General features: G+C 61.1%; 17 protein-coding genes. 5 read left to right on the forward strand and 12 right to left on the reverse strand.

What is annotated here, in order from left to right:
* Positions 1-65: 65 nt before the first annotated feature.
* Positions 66-305 carry a glutaredoxin family protein gene (locus ABZS45_RS09060; protein ID WP_412099535.1) on the reverse strand — a complete coding sequence of 80 codons (240 nt, stop codon included), beginning with the start codon at positions 303-305 and terminating at the stop codon, positions 66-68.
* Between the two features lie 106 nt (positions 306-411).
* On the opposite strand from ABZS45_RS09060, the gene ABZS45_RS09065 reads away from it, so the two are divergent.
* Positions 412-1,428 (forward strand): HAD-IB family hydrolase, encoded by a 1,017-nt coding sequence (locus ABZS45_RS09065; protein ID WP_201828739.1) that lies wholly within the window; start codon positions 412-414, stop codon positions 1,426-1,428.
* Here ABZS45_RS09065 and ABZS45_RS09070 read toward each other — a convergent pair.
* Positions 1,425-2,003, reverse strand: coding sequence for an LURP-one-related/scramblase family protein (locus tag ABZS45_RS09070; RefSeq protein WP_412099536.1), 579 nt, complete (start codon positions 2,001-2,003; stop codon positions 1,425-1,427). The two genes, ABZS45_RS09065 and ABZS45_RS09070, sit on opposite strands and share 4 nt — an antisense overlap.
* 233 nt (positions 2,004-2,236) lie before the next feature.
* Between ABZS45_RS09070 and ABZS45_RS09075 the strand changes: the two genes are divergently transcribed.
* A complete protein-coding gene (locus ABZS45_RS09075) occupies positions 2,237-3,421 on the forward strand; it encodes an HNH endonuclease signature motif containing protein (protein ID WP_412099537.1) in 1,185 nt (394 codons plus the stop codon).
* Positions 3,422-3,539: 118 nt separating this feature from the next.
* Here ABZS45_RS09075 and ABZS45_RS09080 read toward each other — a convergent pair whose 3' ends face one another.
* The 5 genes from ABZS45_RS09080 to ABZS45_RS09100 form a co-directional block, all read right to left on the reverse strand.
* Positions 3,540-3,641, reverse strand: coding sequence for a 30S ribosomal protein bS22 (locus ABZS45_RS09080; protein WP_003855542.1), 102 nt, complete (start codon positions 3,639-3,641; stop codon positions 3,540-3,542).
* A 243-nt stretch (positions 3,642-3,884) separates the two neighbouring features.
* Positions 3,885-4,073 (reverse strand): helix-turn-helix domain-containing protein, encoded by a 189-nt coding sequence (locus tag ABZS45_RS09085; protein WP_010189818.1) that lies wholly within the window; start codon positions 4,071-4,073, stop codon positions 3,885-3,887.
* Positions 4,074-4,273: 200 nt separating this feature from the next.
* Positions 4,274-5,065, reverse strand: a complete 792-nt coding sequence (proC, locus tag ABZS45_RS09090; protein ID WP_412099539.1) for a pyrroline-5-carboxylate reductase — start codon at positions 5,063-5,065, stop codon at positions 4,274-4,276.
* 176 nt (positions 5,066-5,241) lie between these two features.
* On the reverse strand, positions 5,242-6,045 hold the full coding sequence (locus ABZS45_RS09095) for a hypothetical protein (protein WP_412099540.1): 804 nt from the start codon (positions 6,043-6,045) through the stop codon (positions 5,242-5,244).
* 9 nt (positions 6,046-6,054) lie between these two features.
* Positions 6,055-6,984, reverse strand: a complete 930-nt coding sequence (locus ABZS45_RS09100) for a Ppx/GppA phosphatase family protein (RefSeq protein ID WP_012714802.1) — start codon at positions 6,982-6,984, stop codon at positions 6,055-6,057.
* Between the two features lie 33 nt (positions 6,985-7,017).
* Between ABZS45_RS09100 and ABZS45_RS09105 the strand changes: the two genes are divergently transcribed.
* Positions 7,018-7,899, forward strand: a complete 882-nt coding sequence (locus ABZS45_RS09105; protein ID WP_412099541.1) for a hypothetical protein — start codon at positions 7,018-7,020, stop codon at positions 7,897-7,899.
* Here the strand turns inward: ABZS45_RS09105 and ABZS45_RS09110 are convergent.
* The 4 genes from ABZS45_RS09110 to mshA all read right to left on the reverse strand — a co-directional run bounded on the left by ABZS45_RS09110 (position 7,896) and on the right by mshA (position 12,036).
* Positions 7,896-8,594, reverse strand: coding sequence for a response regulator (locus ABZS45_RS09110; protein WP_412099542.1), 699 nt, complete (start codon positions 8,592-8,594; stop codon positions 7,896-7,898). The two genes, ABZS45_RS09105 and ABZS45_RS09110, sit on opposite strands and share 4 nt — an antisense overlap.
* A complete protein-coding gene (locus tag ABZS45_RS09115; RefSeq protein ID WP_201828743.1) occupies positions 8,591-9,856 on the reverse strand; it encodes a sensor histidine kinase in 1,266 nt (421 codons plus the stop codon). The genes ABZS45_RS09110 and ABZS45_RS09115 overlap by 4 nt, the downstream gene beginning before the upstream one ends.
* Positions 9,857-9,931: 75 nt before the next feature.
* On the reverse strand, positions 9,932-10,681 hold the full coding sequence (locus ABZS45_RS09120) for a phosphoglyceromutase (RefSeq protein ID WP_029158966.1): 750 nt from the start codon (positions 10,679-10,681) through the stop codon (positions 9,932-9,934).
* An 89-nt stretch (positions 10,682-10,770) separates the two neighbouring features.
* A complete protein-coding gene (mshA, locus tag ABZS45_RS09125) occupies positions 10,771-12,036 on the reverse strand; it encodes a D-inositol-3-phosphate glycosyltransferase (protein ID WP_412099543.1) in 1,266 nt (421 codons plus the stop codon).
* Between the two features lie 76 nt (positions 12,037-12,112).
* Between mshA and ABZS45_RS09130 the strand changes: the two genes are divergently transcribed.
* Together ABZS45_RS09130 and ABZS45_RS09135 are read left to right on the forward strand one after the other, a co-directional pair.
* Positions 12,113-13,825 (forward strand): long-chain-fatty-acid--CoA ligase, encoded by a 1,713-nt coding sequence (locus ABZS45_RS09130; protein WP_412099544.1) that lies wholly within the window; start codon positions 12,113-12,115, stop codon positions 13,823-13,825.
* Positions 13,826-14,004: 179 nt separating this feature from the next.
* Positions 14,005-15,744, forward strand: a complete 1,740-nt coding sequence (locus ABZS45_RS09135; protein WP_412099545.1) for a long-chain-fatty-acid--CoA ligase — start codon at positions 14,005-14,007, stop codon at positions 15,742-15,744.
* Here ABZS45_RS09135 and ABZS45_RS09140 read toward each other — a convergent pair.
* The gene (locus ABZS45_RS09140) at positions 15,741-16,667 is read right to left on the reverse strand and encodes a hypothetical protein (protein WP_412099546.1); all 927 of its coding nucleotides are present in this window, start codon (positions 16,665-16,667) and stop codon (positions 15,741-15,743) included. The genes ABZS45_RS09135 and ABZS45_RS09140 overlap by 4 nt on opposite strands.
* Between the last annotated feature and the right edge of the window lie 323 nt (positions 16,668-16,990).

Below are 16,990 nucleotides of genomic sequence, written 5' to 3' on the forward strand. Positions count from 1 at the left end.
AGATCGTCCAAAAGACTACTAGTTTTCAGCTCGTTTCCGAAACTCGCGGAAGCGTTCACAGAAAGCTAGTCCGCCAGTGCTTGCGCTAGCTCCTCATTGTCCACTTCCCAGCAGGAGAATTCCTCCCCATCAATAACCACAACGGGAACGCGATCACCATATTCCATGGCCAGCTCCGCATCCTCATCGACCGTGCGTACGGCAAGCTCCGCACCAGCCTGCCGGACCACCGGGGTAATCTGCTCCAGAACGCGCGCACAGGAGCCGCACGTGGTACGCACCATCAGCTCGACGACGTGAGACATTAAGAACTCCTCGATAGGACGTAGAACGGTTCGCGGTTTACTATGGACACGTTAGTCCGCCCACCCTATGAAAGCTGAACGCGTGCCCCTCCCGCTCCCTCCTGGTATGCCCGATTCTCCCCGTGAGTTCCTTGCCAACTGGACCGCAAGCAGGGGAAACTTACGTAATTTCCTAGAGCAGCAAGCCTTCGCGCCGCTGGGTGAGGAGCACCAACGCGCCGCCGGTGAGGCGTCGGCAGCCGCGGCGGTAGAACACCTCTTCGGCATCGACCTGGATGCTTTTTCCTCTGGCGTCGATTCCGTTCGGGGCTCCTTCGAATCCGCCGGCGCGCGCTCCATCACTGAGCCCGACCCAGACATCCCCCAGGACGCCGGCGCTGCCGCCTTCTTCGACGTCGATAACACCTTGGTCCAGGGGTCCTCGCTCGTGTCTTTTGCCTTGGGCCTCGCGCGGCGTCGCTACTTCAAGCTCTCAGAGATCCTGCCCATCGCTTGGAAGCAGCTAAAATTCCGCATCTCCGGTTCGGAGAACGCAGCCGACGTGGCTGCCGGACGCGTGCAAGCGCTCGAGTTCGTCAAGGGCCGCTCAGTGGAGGAGATGGTGGCTTTGTGCGAGAGCATCGTGGACCAATCCATGGCCCGCAAGGCCTACCCGGGCACGAAGCAGCTGGCGCAAATGCACCTCGACGCTGGCCAACAGGTATGGCTGGTCACGGCCACCCCCGTGCAGCTGGCGCAGATTCTGGCGCAGCGTTTCGGTTTCACGGGCGCGCTCGGCACCGTGGCGGAGGTCAAAGATGGCCGCTTCACCGGCCGACTGGTAGGCGATATCCTCCACGGGCCAGGTAAAAAGCACGCCGTGGCGGCGCTGGCCACCTTGGAGAATCTCGACCTTGAGCGCTGTACCGCCTACTCCGACAGCGCCAACGATGTCCCGATGCTTTCCATGGTGGGAACCCCCGTGGCCATTAATCCGGATTCCAAGCTGCGCGATATTGCAGAGGAAAAAGGCTGGCTTATCCGCGACTACCGCTCCGTGCGCAAGGCCGTGCGCACTTATGGCCTCCCCGCGCTAGCCACCGCACTCTTCTCCTATGGCAGCTGGCGCTTCGTGCGCCGCTAGTCGCTACTTTGAGCCTTGGTGCGCAGCATGTCCATGCACATAACAGCACCAATCAGACCCGCGTGCTGTTGCGCGTCAAGCCCCGGTGCAATGCTCAGATGGTAGGTGCTCTTCCCAGACAGGAACCGGCCCACCCCCGACCATTCATTGCGCACCTCCCCTAGGGGCTGCCCCTGACTACTGATCCGAATATTCCAATCCCAGACATCACCTTCGATCTCGATCTCTGGGAAGCCCTCCATTTCCAGGCTCAGGCGCGTCTTCAGAAGGGAGAATCTCTTGGTCACGACTGCCATGGGCTTCTCGACGCCCGGCAGGTACACCTCATAGGTATCCCGCAGGAAATTGGGCGGATCCTTGATCACCATGAGCGGTTGCTGCGGGATTCCTTGCTCATCTGTGAACGCCACTTCGAGACTGCGGGAGGAGTTGAAGACCATGTCCTTCAGGCTCCCCGATTGCACGATGGTGCCCACGGGCACACCTTGTTCATCGGTGATCAGGAACTGATCCTGCATAAAGGATTTGGTCTGTGAGATAACCAGGTTGTCAAGGGTCAGGAGTCTAGGCAACATAGTTCGCCATTCTACGTACGTGATGGGCTCTTGTGGGGACAGAAGGATGACACTCCCCCGCCCGCTTTATGGGGGCAAATATACGCTTCATAACACTCACTGAATTATCGCCATAGACGCAGGTCAGGATAGATGTCCGAAGCGTGTTTTATAGTTCTGTTAGAACAGAGAATCGAGATAGAAGATTAGAGGACATCGTGAATACCGCCACCCAAACCGCATACTTTTCCCATATGAACCCTGACTGCGCTCTCGCCGTGGAGCGCAGCGCCGCTCGTCGCGCAGACTATCGCTCGTGGGTAGCTGCCATGCCAGACCTCGATGAGGATTTTGATATCGCGTGCCAGAGGCTCGTCGCCAAGCTTGGCGTTGGTGACTATACCGTTAGCGAATGCTGCCTGGCCGTGCACCGGCTCACGGAGCTCCCGCAGGTCAAGGCGTTACAGGACAGCCAGTTCCTGCTGGATATGAAGGCCCTCATCACCATTGACCGCACGCTGACAAAGCTGGGCGCGTTGCCGCCAGAAACGCTCGCGCTTATCGACGATGCCCTGATCACCTTCTTCACCCCCACCTCCCCGAATCAGGTCTTTCCTACCCCGGCGCAAATCGGGCGCAAGGTGCGCGATATTTGCAAGAGTATTGATAAGACTTTTAGCTTTCGCAATTCCCCGAAGAAAGACACGTATACCTTCACCGATACTGGCCAGCGCGGCATCCTTGAGCTCAATACCGATAGCGCCACGGGCATGATTTTGGATGGCTATATCAAGCAGGCGGCGAAGGAGAGCGGGCTCTCGCAGGCTGATGCCCTGAAAAAGCTCATCGCCGGTAGTATCTCGCCGCCGGCGACTGTCATTCTGCACACCTACCAAGCCAGCGATATCGATGACGCTCCCACCTTCGTCCAAGGCTATGGATGGACGTCGCAGGACATGCCTGTCACGCGCACGCGCAACCTCTCCTCGCAGCCACCGGAATCGCGCAGCTACATCGCCTCGGAGCTCATCCGCAAATACGTGGAAGGTCGGGATGGCACCTGCCGCGCTCCGGGGTGCAACCGGCCGGCCTACCTGTGCCAGATGGACCACCGCGTCAACTACGCCGACGGCGGCGCCACGCACCCACGCAACCTGGCCAGTTTATGCCAGCACCACCACAATATGAAGACTGATGGGCGCGCGCACTACATCATGGACCCGCACACCGGGGACATCGTGTGGCTCTACGAAGACGGGACCTGGGCTATGACGGAGCCGACTGGCCCGCTGGCGCAGAAGACGAAGCGTTGGGCACAAACGGTGGCTCAAAAAATTTCGGCCACCCGCGAGCGCGCCCAGCAAGAAGCTAAGGAAGCACAGGCCGCTGCCGAGGAACCCCGTACCCCAGCCTCCCCACAGGAGGACATTCCGTTCTAAGCGGCGTCGTCGTCTGAAACGACGTCGCAGTCATCCGAAACGACGGGAAGGAGAAAAGATACCAGAAACTCCCCGCCACGATCCTGAAAGGACCATGCGGGGAGTTGCAGGCGAAGCTTTACTTGCCCAGCTTGCGACGCTGAACGCGGGTGCGGCGCAGCATCTTGCGGTGCTTCTTCTTGGACATGCGCTTGCGGCGCTTCTTGATGACAGAACCCATAGTAGGTTTCCTCACTTTCGGTATCAGTACGTACGTAAACCGGCCGGCAACGCCTGGAATGAAACCACACACGGTGCACTCGTGGCGGCCCCTGCGAAACAGGGAGACACAGGCATACCAGTGCCGAAACGAATGCTCACTATCTTACCTAGCGGCCTGCCCAGCACCAAACTAAGGGCAGCGCCCACCGCCGCGGACCGCGAGTGGTCCGCAGTGGTGGGCGCTGCCAGAAAGAGGTGAACGCTAGGCTCCGTATACGGAGGCCTCAAGGTATTCCTTGACGGCAGATTCGTGGACGCGGAAGGAGCGTCCCACGCGCACGGCCGGCATGTCACCTGCATGAACCAACCTGTACACCGTCATCTTGGAGACACGCATGATCTCCGCAACTTCGGCAATGGTCAGGAAAGTTCCCTTATCTTCATTCGTCATAGTTTATTTAACCCTTCAGCACGTGACGCGCTGTAGGCTTCCCCTCCCACAGGACTATCACGCACGCGCTCCTGCCAGCTTAGCGTGAAACGTGTGACTAATGCGACCCAAGAGCTAATTTTTTCCTCTTTCGCACCGCTGTTCCCCATCAAGCCCGTGTGACAACATATGCCACAGGGCTACCAGAACGGCGGGAAATTTTAAGCAAGTTCCTGCGCACGCTGGGCGCATGCTTCGGCGGCACGGAAGAACGCGCCCCGCAGGCCAGACTCCTCGAGTTCACGAAGGGCGGCAGCAGTGGTTCCCCCCGGGGAGGTTACCCCTGCGCGCAAAGCCACGGGATCCTTGCCGGATTCAGCCAGCATGGTGCCCGCACCTTGGGCGGTGCGGGTGGCGAGCTTCTCGGCAACGTCACGGGTGAGGCCGAGCTGCACACCGGCGTCGATCAGCGCTTCGGTGACAAGGAAGTAATACGCGGGGGCAGAGCCTGCCAGTGCGGTGGCGGCGTCGATGTGCTTCTCCTCAATGACAGCAACCTCGCCGACGGCTTCCAGAAGCTTGACCACGCCAGCCTGTTGCTCTTCGGTGACGTGGGAACCACCCGCGCAGGTGCACATGCCCTTGCCCACCAACATGGGGGTGTTCGGCATGACGCGGACGACTGGCACGCCCTCGCCGGCGGCCTTCTCCAACGTCTCGAGGGTCAGGCCGGCAGCCATGGACACAACCACGGCCGTCTTGGGGATGTCGAGGCCCTCAAGGAGCTCCTCGATGGCATAGGGCTTCACGCACGCGAAGATGTATTCCGCGCCGTCGACAGCCGCAGCATTATCGCTCGTGACCGACACGCCGTAGGCGCTCTTTAGCTCCTCGCTGCGCTCGGAACGACGGTTGGTCACCACGATGTCCGCGGCGTCATAGCCCGCATTCACCAGCCCGGAAACTAGGGCTTCGCCGATTTGTCCTCCACCAAGTACTGCAATTTTTGTCATGCTATCCAGGGTGCCAGAAAGGCTAGGATGCGGCCACCAGGTCAAGGCTGTGCACGTAGACTGACCCCGCGCATGCAAAAGGCATCTGTCAGAAGGCGTTTTCAGAGGCAAAGATACCTTTTAACAGATGCCTTGTGACAGATGCCTTATGAGAAGGTGCCCTATGGAGCTGGTTCTTACATCACCACGAGGAGCGGGCCGAAGGTCAGCACCAGGCCGGCTACGGCTGCGAGGAACATGGAGAGGCCATCGCGGCTGGTACGCAGTGCGTGAACGATTCCAACGATGACACCGGTGACAACCACACCAAGCACCAGGACAACGAGGCGGTCAAAGCGATCCCAGAGGATCTCGAAGCCCTTGAACACGATGGCGCCGAGCACGATGCCCACGAGGGCGAGCAGGACGACGGCGAAGGGGTTGAGCTTGCCCTCGTCTTCCTCGGCGTAGTCCTCGTCATACTCGTCAATGTCCTCATCGACTGCCTCGAGCTCACCCGTGGTAAAGGTGTCCTCGACGGCGTCCTGCGGCTTCTCATCGACCGGTTCGGCGGTCTTTACCTCAGGCTTCTCTGGCTCGTCCTTGACCTTTTGGATGACGCGGGTGTCATCATCAGAGGGCTGGGAAGGCTTGGACTCGGACTCCGCGGGCTTCTCCACAGGAACGGCAGCGGCCTGGGGCTTGTCCACCTTCTGGGTTGCTTTCTGCTTGGCAGTCTCCTCCTGTGGAGCTTCCTGCTTGGGGGCTTCCTTCTTCGGAGCAGGAATCACCGGGGCCGTCTCATCGATGGAGACGTTCGAGTGCTTTGCCTCAGCCGGGGTTGCCTTCACCTTTTCGAGATTGCCGGTCAGCTCCGCAACTGAGATGCCGCCTTCATCGAGGCTCCGGCGACGGCGGCGGGGGGTCTTCTCCTCGCCGGGTCGGTCCTTCGCGTTACGGGCCAGCAGCTCCGCAACTGTCAACTGTTTCTTGTCAGCCACGTTTCTTTCCTATTCCAGTCCCTTATCGGTACGGCGCAAAATGACACCTTCTCGGAGAGCCCAGGGGCAGATCTCCAGCTTTTCGATTCCCAGGGCACGCATGCTCGCCTCCGCCACTAAAGCACCGGCGACGATCTGATGCGATCGGGTAGAACTTACACCCTCAAGGTCCGCCCTGTCAGCTGCAGTCATACGGGAGATGAAGGAAATCAGCTGACGCAAACCCGGCGCCGTGAGCGTACGTTTGACGTAGGGACCCGCAGACGAGGGCGCAGCACCGGTCAAACGGGCCAGCGTGCGGAATGTTTTCGAGGTTCCCACGGCCAATCCCGCAGGGCCCAGGGCGCGCATCTTATCGGCCACGCCGACCAGTTCCGCGTCAATGTAATCCCGCAGCAAATTTACCTTGGACTTTTGCGGAGGATCGGTATCAAACCAATTATGAGTCAGGCGGCCAGCTCCCAAGTCGAGGGAGAAAGCCATTTCCGGATGCTCATCGGTACCGGTGGACAGCTCCAGCGAACCGCCACCGATATCGAGGTTAGTGATGCGGCCAGCGGACCAGCCATACCAACGGCGGGCGGCAAGGAAGGTCAAACGCGCTTCCTCCTCGCCCGACAAGATTTCTAGGCGGACGCCGGTTTGCTTCTCAACTTCATCGAGAACCTTGGCCGAGTTCGTCGCCGAGCGCACGGCGGAGGTAGCAAAAGCGATGAATTCATCACAGCCCAGCTTCTGGCCCAGCTCAGCGGCCTCACCCACGGCGGAGATGAGCTTCTTCATGCCCTTCTCGTGGATGTTGCCGTCCTTGTCTAGCTGTTCCACCAGACGCAGCGGGGTCTTCCAATCGCTCATCGGCGAAGGCCGCCCACCGGTTGCGGCGTCGACCGCAACGAGGTGGACGGTATTACTTCCGACGTCTAATACACCTAATCGCACGCCTCTAGAGTAGTAGGTCTACCGTGGGTAGGTGTGAATCGCCCGAAATCAAATGAAGTTTACCTGGGTTTTCCCGTCTCCTCCCCGGCGGCGGCGTCCATCTTGGCCGGCCACGAAAAGGCCCCCGATTTTCCCAGAGAGTGGTTTGAATTTACGGATCCAAACGATCCACTCCACGTCTTTTCCATCGACCTGACCTGGCTCGAATCGCACTATGCCTGCCAGTTTGGGACGGAGAGGTGCCACGGCATCGATAAGCAGCAGCCCGATGTCGGCTGCTGCGTGCACGGCGCCTACATGGCTGATGAGACGGATCGGGAACAGCTTCGCGACGCCGTCGCGCGCATGCCCGCCCGCTTCTGGCAGCACCGCCCTGCGGGGGTAGATGAGTTCCTGGAACACGGAGAACCTGAGGAATTGGAGCCCTGGCTGGAGTGGGATGAGCTCGACGGCGATGATGGCGAGCCGGAACCGGCCCTGAAGACGCCGCTGGTCGACGGCGCCTGCATCTTCGCCAACCGCGCCGGCTGGCCCACGGGCGCGGGCTGCGCTATCCACCAATGGGCGCTGGAGGCGGGCGAGGAGCTTACCGTGGTCAAGCCCGAGGTGTGCTGGCAGCTGCCCATTCGCCGGCACGAGGACTACGAGGAGCGGCCCGACGGGGAGGAAATCCTGCGCACCACTATCGGCGAATATGACCGCCGCGGGTGGGGCAACGGCGGCGAGGACTTTGATTGGTATTGCTCGGCAGATCCCTCCTGCCACATCGCGGAAGAACCGCTGTGGAAGTCGCAGAAAACCGAGCTGATCGCGCTACTCGGAGAGGAGTGCTACGACATCCTGGCCACACACTGCGAGGCCCGGGCACGCTCCGGAGTCGAGTTCCCACGACACCCGGCGGACCCCCGCGCTTAAGCCTCGAACTTATAGCCCAAACCGCGCACTGTCACGAGTTGCTGAGGGCGGGAAGGTTCGGCCTCAATCTTGGAGCGGAGGCGCTTGACGTGAACGTCGAGGGTCTTAGTATCGCCCACATAATCCGCTCCCCAGATACGGTCAATGAGTTGGCCGCGAGTCAGTACACGTCCGGCGTTGCGCAGTAGGTATTCGAGGAGATCAAACTCCTTGAGCGGCATGGATACCGGCTCGCCGGCCACGAGAACGGTGTGGCGCTCCACGTCCATGCGCACGCGGCCGCCTTCCAGGATTTGCTCGTCGGGCTCTTCCTCAGCGTGCTCGGAAGAGACATCCTGGCCACGGCGCAGCACCGCGCGGATGCGGGCGATGAGCTCGCGGGAGGAATAAGGCTTGGTCACATAGTCATCCGCGCCGAGCTCCAGGCCCACGACCTTGTCAATCTCCGAGTCGCGCGCGGTCACCATAATCACCGGCACAGAAGACGTCGTGCGCAATTGCTTGCAGACGTCCGTTCCAGACATTCCCGGCAGCATGAGGTCCAGCAGGACGATGTCTACGTTATTTGTCGCGAACTGTTCGAGCGCGCTGGGCCCGTCGGGGGCGAGGAGAACGTCGAATCCCTCCTTTCGGAGGAGGAAGGCGAGGGGATCGGCCAGCGACTCTTCATCTTCAACGATGAGGATGGTGGTCATTGCGCTTTATCCTTTCGACGAGCTGCTACGCGCGCCACGGCGCGCTGCAAACCAGGGGCGGCAGAGCTGACGGCTCCGTCTTCTATATTATCCCGGTTAATAAGATTATCCGCTGGCTTCTCTTCGGCGTATATAGGGAGCTCGATAGTGAACGTCGAGCCAGTTCCGGGGCGTGACCACAGCTTGATATTTCCGCCGTGATTAGCCACGACGTGCTTCACAATAGCCAAGCCAAGGCCAGTCCCGCCGGTCTGCCGGGAGCGCGCCTTATCCACGCGGAAGAAGCGCTCAAATACCCTCTTCTGGTCTTCCGGAGCAATGCCGATGCCACGGTCCGTGACTCGGATGTGCACGACCTTCCCGCCGACGACCTTCTGCGTCACCGATACCGGAAGCTCATCCGGCGAATAGTGGATGGCGTTGGAGATCAAGTTTGAGATCGCCGTAACCAGGAGGGATTTATCTCCCATCACGTGAACACCTGCGGATTCGCCGCGGGTGAGCTGGTTGTGGTGGGAATCGGCGGCAAGCTGGTTGCGAGTAATGGCCTCATCGATGACGTCATCGAGGTCAAGCGGCTCCATCTCTGGCAGCGCCTCCGCACCCTGCAGCTTGGACAGGGAAATCAGCTCGCTGACCATCTCGGCCATGCGAGCGGCTTCCTTTTGCACCCTGCTGCCGAAGTACTCGACGTGCTCGGGATCCCCCGTGTCCTCGAGGAGGGCCTCGGCTAACAGGGCGATGCCGCCGACCGGGGTCTTCAGCTCGTGAGAAACGTTGGCCACGAAGTCACGGCGGGCAGATTCCATGCGCACCGATTCGGACTCGTCGGTGCCGTAGACGATGACGAAGCGATCGTCGTTCAGCGTCAGCGGCTGAACCACCGCGCGCACCTGAATCACGCGGTTACCGGTGCGCCGCTTGGGAATGGCAAGGTCCAGCGTTCGGGTCTCCTTATCGTCGAAGACCTCCTCCGCCACCTTCCAAATATCGGGGTTCACAGCACGATCGTGCACCATCGACATTTGATGGGACGCAGGGTTGGAAAAGATGACCTCTTTGTCGCGCGAGAGCACCGTCATACCGGCCGGCGAGCCCGCCACGGCGAGGTGCAGGACCTGGCTCACGCTGGTGACCTGATTGGCATCCGCATCGCGGACGCGGCGGCGCTCCATGCGTTCACGGAACCGAGTAACTACCGGAATGGCCAGGCCACAGGCCACCACGCCGGCAAGAAAAGCTAAAACCAGTTCCACAATCATTCACGCCCCTACAAAGAATCCCCAAGGAGTATATGCTCCCTGGGGATCGTGCGCAGCACGCAGCTTGCTCGGTGTTTAGTTCTTTCCACCCTGAGCGGCCACGGCGGCAGCGCCGGCAGCAGCAGCTTCCGGATCCAGGTAAGTGCCGCCCGGGTTCACCACGGAGCCGTCCTCGGTGATCTCGTAGACCAGCGGGATGCCAGTTGGAATATTGAGGCCGGCAATCTCCTCATCGGAGATCTGATCCAGGTGCTTGACCAGCGCGCGCAGCGAGTTGCCGTGTGCGGCGATGAGAACGGTCTCACCCTTCTTGGCGCGCGGGAGGATCTCCTCCTCGAAATAAGGAACGAAGCGCTCGACGACGTCCTTCAGGCACTCGGTACGCGGAACCTGATCCAGGTTGGCGTAGCGCGGGTCACCGGCCTGGGAGTACTCGGCGCCATCCTCCAGCTCCGGCGGCGGGGTGCCGTAAGAACGGCGCCATGCCATGAACTGCTCCTCGCCGTACTTATCCTTGGTCTCTGCCTTGTTAAGGCCCTGCAGAGCACCGTAGTGGCGCTCGTTGAGGCGCCAGTCGCGCACGACCGGGATCCAGTGGCGGTCCGCGGCGTTGAGCGCAATATTGGCGGTGCGGATGGCACGGCGCAGCAGGGAGGTGTAGACGACATTCGGCAAGATGCCCTGTTCCTTGAGCAGCTCGCCGCCACGCTTGGCCTCGCCCTCACCCTTGGCGGTGAGGTTGACATCAACCCAACCGGTGAACTGGTTGGACTCGTTCCATTCGGACTGTCCGTGTCGAAGTAGAATCAGCTTTCCGTTACTCATAAACACCAGCATGCCACGTTTTTCGGCGGCTCGCCTGTGAACCCGAGCACATCACCCCTAAGTGTGGGTTTATGCCCACTTATGTGGGATTAGTATCCGATTGCCCGGCGCGCGTGACAGTCCGGAATCTCGATACTCATCGCATCGGCATAAATATTCTCCAGCTGGGTGGCGGCCGCTGCCCAACTGAACTGCTGGGCGTGATCGACGGCGGCTTCGCCCATGGCGATGCGGCGGGGGTCGTCGTCAAGCAACTGCTCCAGTGCGTCAGCCCAATCCTGCGCCGAATGGGAGTGGACGAGCAAGCCCGTGTCACCATCCGCGACGGCGATAGGCAAGCCGCCGACGGCCGCTGCCACCACGGGCGTTCCGGAGGCCTGCGCTTCCATAGCTACCAACCCGAAGGACTCGTTATAGCTGGGCACCGCGACGATATCCGCGGCTTGATAGATGGCCACGAGCTCCTGCGGCGGGCGCGGGCTGAGGAAACGCACCACACGCTCCACCCCTAGCTCACGGGCAAGATTGTGATAGGTATCCGGAGAGGAATTCGCCCCGGAGGCACCGCCACAGATGACCACGCGCAGGCAGCGATCCGGATCGCGCTCCATCAGCTCCGCGGCAGCGCGGATGAGCACGTCGGGGCCTTTGAACTTTTGCAGGCGGCCCACAAAGGCCACGACTTTGGTGTGCAGCGGGATGCCCAGCTGGCGGCGGGCGCGCTCTGTCATGCGGTCAGTACCCGGGGTATACAGCTCGGTATCTGCACCCGGGGAGACCACGACGATATTCTCCGGCGAGGCGTCGTAGTGCTCGATCAGATCGCGGGTTTCCTGGGCGGTGTTAACCACCAGGATGTCGGCGTTATCCACCAGCTGCTGCTCGCAAATGCGTCGGGCTTCGGTTTCCGGGGTGTCATCGAGCGTGCGGTGCACGTTCTTCACCGCTGCCAGCGTGTGCGCGGTGTGGACAAGAGGGACGTCCCACAGATCACGCAGCAGCCAGCCCACCTGGCCGGAGAGCCAGTAGTGGGAGTGGATAACGTCATACTCCACCTCAAAACAGCGCGCGAAGTTGAAGATGCCGCCCGTGAACGCGGCTAGCTGGGTGGGCAGTTCCTCTTTACTGAGGCCTTCATAGGGCCCCGCCACAATGTTGATGACGCGCAGGCGCTCCTCGACGTCCACCACTTCCCCCTGACTGGGGCGCGTGGCGCGAGTGAAAATATCGACCTCTACGCCGAGGCGCGCGAGCTGGCGGGCAGTGTTAAGAACATAGACGTTCATGCCGCCCGCGTCCCCGGAACCGGGCTGTTCAAGGGGCGAGGTGTGCATGGAAATCATCGCGATGCGCATAATTTTCCAGTGTATCCCGAAACGAGCCGCGTTATACTGGCCCGTACCTCAACCTACGCGACCGAAAGGTGAATCGATGTCGGCATACGAGTCCAAGGCGTGGCTCCAGTACTACCCGGAGTGGACCCCGCACAGCTTGGAGTACGGGGACACCACGCTTCTCGACGTTTACGACAACAACCTCGCGCTCCACCCCGACAAGCCGGCAACCTACTTCTTCGGCCGCACGCAGACCTATGCCGAGTTGGACAAGCAGGTCCGCCGCGCGGCCGCTGGCCTGCGCGCCTTCGGCGTGCGCCCGGGAGACCGCGTTGCTATCGTCGCCCCCAACTGCCCGCAGTTCATCTCCGCCTTTTGGGCCGTACTCAAGCTGGGCGCCATCGCGGTGCTGCACAACCCGCTCTACACCGCCCACGAGCTGGAGGGACTGTTTAAGAACCACGGCGCACGCATCGCCATTGCGTGGGATAAGACGGCCTCCACCTTGGAGAAGCTGCGTCCGACGACTTCCCTGGAGACCGTCGTCTCCATCAACATGATCAACGCGATGCCAACTCCGCAGCGCCTAGCCCTGCGCCTGCCTATTCCGCCGCTGAAGTCCAAGCGCGATCAGCTCACCGCCCCGGCCCCGAATACGGTGCCGTGGGAATCCCTCGTGGGCAACGCGATCGGCGGCGATGGTTCTGACGTCATCACCCCGGAGGAAGTCACCAAGGACACCACCGCGCTGATCCTCTACACCTCCGGCACCACTGGCAGCCCGAAGGGTGCGGAGCTGACCCACGGCAACCTCTTCTCCAATATCTTGATGGGCAAGCACTGGGTACCGGGCCTGGGCGATTCCCCTGAGCGCATGCTCGCCGCCCTCCCCTTCTTCCATGCCTATGGCCTGACCATGAACGCCACCTTGGCACCGCTCATCGCCAGCGAATTGGTGCTGCTACCAAGCCCGCAGATGCCGCTCATCATGGATCTGATGAAGAAGCACACCCCAACCTGGGTGCCGGGTGTGCCGACCTTGTACGAGCGCATCGTGGCGAAGGCGGAAGAAAACGACGTCTCCCTCGATGGCGTGCGCGCGGCCTTCTCCGGTGCCTCGACCCTGCCGGTCAATACCGTGGAGAAGTGGGAAAAGTACACCGGTGGCCTGCTCGTGGAGGGCTATGGCCTGACGGAGTGTTCGCCCATCATCGTGGGCAACCCCATGAGCAACGACCGCCGCCCCGGCTACGTGGGCATCCCCTTCCCGGATACCGAAATTCGCATCGCCAACCCGGAGAACCTGGATGAGACCATGCCCGATGGCCAGGAGGGCGAAGTTCTCGCCCGCGGCCCCCAGGTTTTCAAGGGATACTTCGACGATGAGGAAGCCACCGAGAAGGCCTTCCACAATGGCTGGTTCCGCACCGGCGATATGGGCGTAATGGAGGAAGATGGCTTCATCCGCTTGGTCAGCCGCATTAAGGAAATCATCATCACCGGCGGCTTCAACGTCTACCCCGGCGAGGTTGAGGAAACGCTGCTGGACCACCCAGATGTGGCGGAGGCCGCCGTGGTGGGCCGCCCGCGTTCGGACGGCTCAGAGGACGTCGTGGCCTGCATCGTGCTGAACGACGGCGCCGCGCTCGACCCCGAAGGCCTCAAGGACTACTGCCGCGAGCGCCTGACCCGCTACAAGGTGCCGCGCACCTTCTACCACTTTGAGAAGCTGGCCACGGACCAGCTGAGCAAGATTCGCCGCCGCGAGGTTCAGGCGGATCTACTCGAGCGCCTCAAGGCAGAGAAGTAGCACTCCATAGCCCCGGAGCGATCCCTGCGTGATAGACGCATATCACCGGGGTTATTGCTGTGCCCCACAAAGATTTCGTTGCTGTAAGCAACTTTTGCTAAGTTTTGCGAGACTTCTATCACAGATTGGTTATACTGTTCCAAACATAACAAGTTTGACCACCTAAGGAGTTCGCGAACATGACCGAATCCCCTGCCCAGGCCCCCTCCGCCTTTGAGTCGAAAGCCTGGCTCCAGTATTACCCTGAGTGGACTAAACCCAATCTGGATTACGGCACCGAAACGCTCCTGGACTCCTACCGAGAAACCGTGGAGGAATTCGGCGAAAGGCCCGCCACGTGGTTCTTTGGTCACCAGATGACCTACCGCGAACTCGACACCCACGTGCGCGCCGCCGCAGCGGGCCTCAAGGCCTTCGGCATTCGCCCCGGCGACCGCGTCGCCGTGGCACTCCCCAACTGCCCCCAGCACGTGGCGGTCTTCTATGCCATCTTGAAGCTCGGGGCGACCGTCGTGGAGCACAACCCGCTCTACACCGCGGCTGAGCTCGAGCCCCTCTTCCAGGACCACGCCGCTCGCGTGGCCGTGGTCTGGGATAAGGCGAGCCCGGTCTTTGAGGAGCTGCGTGATTCCACACCGCTGGAGACGATCGTTACGGTCAACATGATTGAGGCCATGCCGCGCCCCAAGCAGCTGCTCCTGCGCTTGCCGCTTCCTTTCATTAAGGACAAGCGGGCCGAGCTTTCCGTTCCCGCCCCCAATACCGTTCCATGGAGCACGCTCACAGGCCGCGCCATCGGCGGGCAGGGCCAGAAGCTCGAAGACGCCAAGGTCAACCGCGACGATACCGCACTAATCCTTTACACCTCCGGAACCACCGGCAGACCCAAGGGAGCGGAGCTGACCCACTCCAACCTGTACTGCAACATGAAGATGGCGGAAGCGTGGGTCCCCGAATTGGGCAAGAAGCCCGAGCGCATGCTCGCCGCCCTCCCCCTCTTCCACGTCTATGGACTTACCCTCATCGCCGCCCTCGGCGTACACATTGGCGGCGAGCTGGTCCTCACCCCCGCACCGAAGGTTCCTCTGCTCCTCGACATCATGAAGAAGCGCCTCCCCACCTGGATGCCGGGCGTGCCCACGATCTACTCCAAGGTTATGGAGGCAGCCAAGGAACAGAACATCGATCTCCACGGCATCGGGAACAGCCTCTCGGGTGCAGCAGCGCTACCAGAGGAGATCGTTGAGGAATGGGAGATGCTGACCGGCGGCCTGCTCGTGGAGGGCTATGGGCTCACGGAAACCTCGCCGATCGTGGCCGCGAACCCGCTCAACAAGAACCGCCGCCCCGGCTATATCGGCATCCCCTTCCCGGATACCGAGGTGCGCATCGGCAACCCAGACAACCTCAGCGAGACCCAGCCGGATGGCACCGCGGGCGAACTCCTCGTGCGCGGGCCACAGGTATTCAAGGGCTATTTCAACATGCCGGAGGCCACCGAGCAGTCCTTCCACGAAGGGTGGTACCGCACGGGTGACATGGCAATCATGGAATCCGATGGCTTCATCAAAATCGTCTCCCGCATCAAGGAGATGATCATTACCGGCGGCTTCAATGTGTACCCGGCCGAAGTGGAAGACGTTATCCGCCAGCACCCGGACGTCACCAACGTGGCCATCGTCGGCCGCCCGCGCGCGGACGGCTCCGAGGATGTCGTGGCCTGCATCATCCTGGAGGATGGCGCGGTGCTCGATCCGGAGGGCCTCAAGGACTACTGCCGCGAACGCCTGACCCGCTACAAGGTACCGCGCACCTTCTACCACTTCGAGCACCTGGCCTCCGACCAGCTTGGTAAGGTCCGCCGCCGCGAAGTGCAGCAGGACCTCCTAACACTGCTCGGCAAAGAAGCTTCCGCCTAAGCCGCGCGGTCGATATAGCGCATCACGCGCGTGGGGTTAAAGGTTCGGTAGAACGCTTCACCCGCACCGACAAGCTGGCTCACTAACGTGCTGAGCTGCCAATCCAGCTGCTCATCGGTGTAGCCCCACTTCGTGGGAATGCGGGCCGTGGTCACCAAGACCAGGTCCTGCTCATCGCCGCCATCGAGGTTTACCACCTCGATGCGCGCGGAGTAGACATATTGATCATCATTCATAAACTCGGCCCAGCGCACGAGCGTATCAAGGTCGCACGGACAGCGGCCGGAGGGCGTGACAAGACGGAGTTCAATATCCCCGGAGCCATCACGAGCGGATTCAATAGTGATCGCGTGTTCATTGATGAGGACGCTCACGACCCCATTCCGGTGGTCCACCACGTGAACGGGCGTGCCGATCATCGCCAGGCGCGTGGCGCGCTCGTGCACTCGCCACATCCCCACCGCTGAAACCCCATAGGCCTCGCTGAAATAGTGGGGCGATACCGGTTTAAGCCCAGACCCCTTCCGTGGCTTGGAGGGCTCTTCCGGAAACTGCTCATCCAGGCGCGCGAAGACCGCCGACATTTCGGCCGCATAGCCCGCGATAATGCTCTTGAGCTGAGCATTCGTGGCCGTCGACGGCAGATAAGGCGGTGCGAGGACCAGCAGGTGGGTATGCATGTCGGAGCTTCCACACGGCTCGGCCACAAGGTTGCCGGAGATGCCACCTCCGTTGAGATCATTGACCTCCATGCGCAAAGGCTGGCGGTCCGGATTGAAGCGCACTGCACCGCCCCAATACCCGAAGACACAGAGGCCGCCCTTGTCCTCATTGACGTCGATACTTAAGAATCCGCCCGCAATTTTGATGGTGGGCAAGCCGGTGGAGGAATCTTCCTCCAGCTTTCCGGCCAGCTTGGTCATAGTTTTGATAACTCGCCTTTTGCTGAGCCGAGCTGGTGTCTTAGTCGTTTTCTCTGGTGTTGATTGAGACATAGTCCCCCCTAGTTTTTCTTTTCTTTCACGCTGCGCGAGCCGATGCTGAGCCACCCCTGCTCCTCCCCGAGCCACTGCAGTGAGCCCGAGGATACAAAAGGTTGGGCAACTTCGCGCGGCGAGCGCTGAGAAAGAGTGCCCCCACCACCAAACGTGAGAAAAACCTCACATTTTCCGCGCGGGAGACAGCTTTGCGTGAAAGCTTCGACTACGGTGGCACATCATGATTGTTCTGTAGGGCTAACTAATCC

The sequence above is a fragment of the Corynebacterium aurimucosum genome (genome assembly GCF_046895345.1).
In the GTDB taxonomy this organism is placed as follows: domain Bacteria; phylum Actinomycetota; class Actinomycetes; order Mycobacteriales; family Mycobacteriaceae; genus Corynebacterium; species Corynebacterium aurimucosum_G.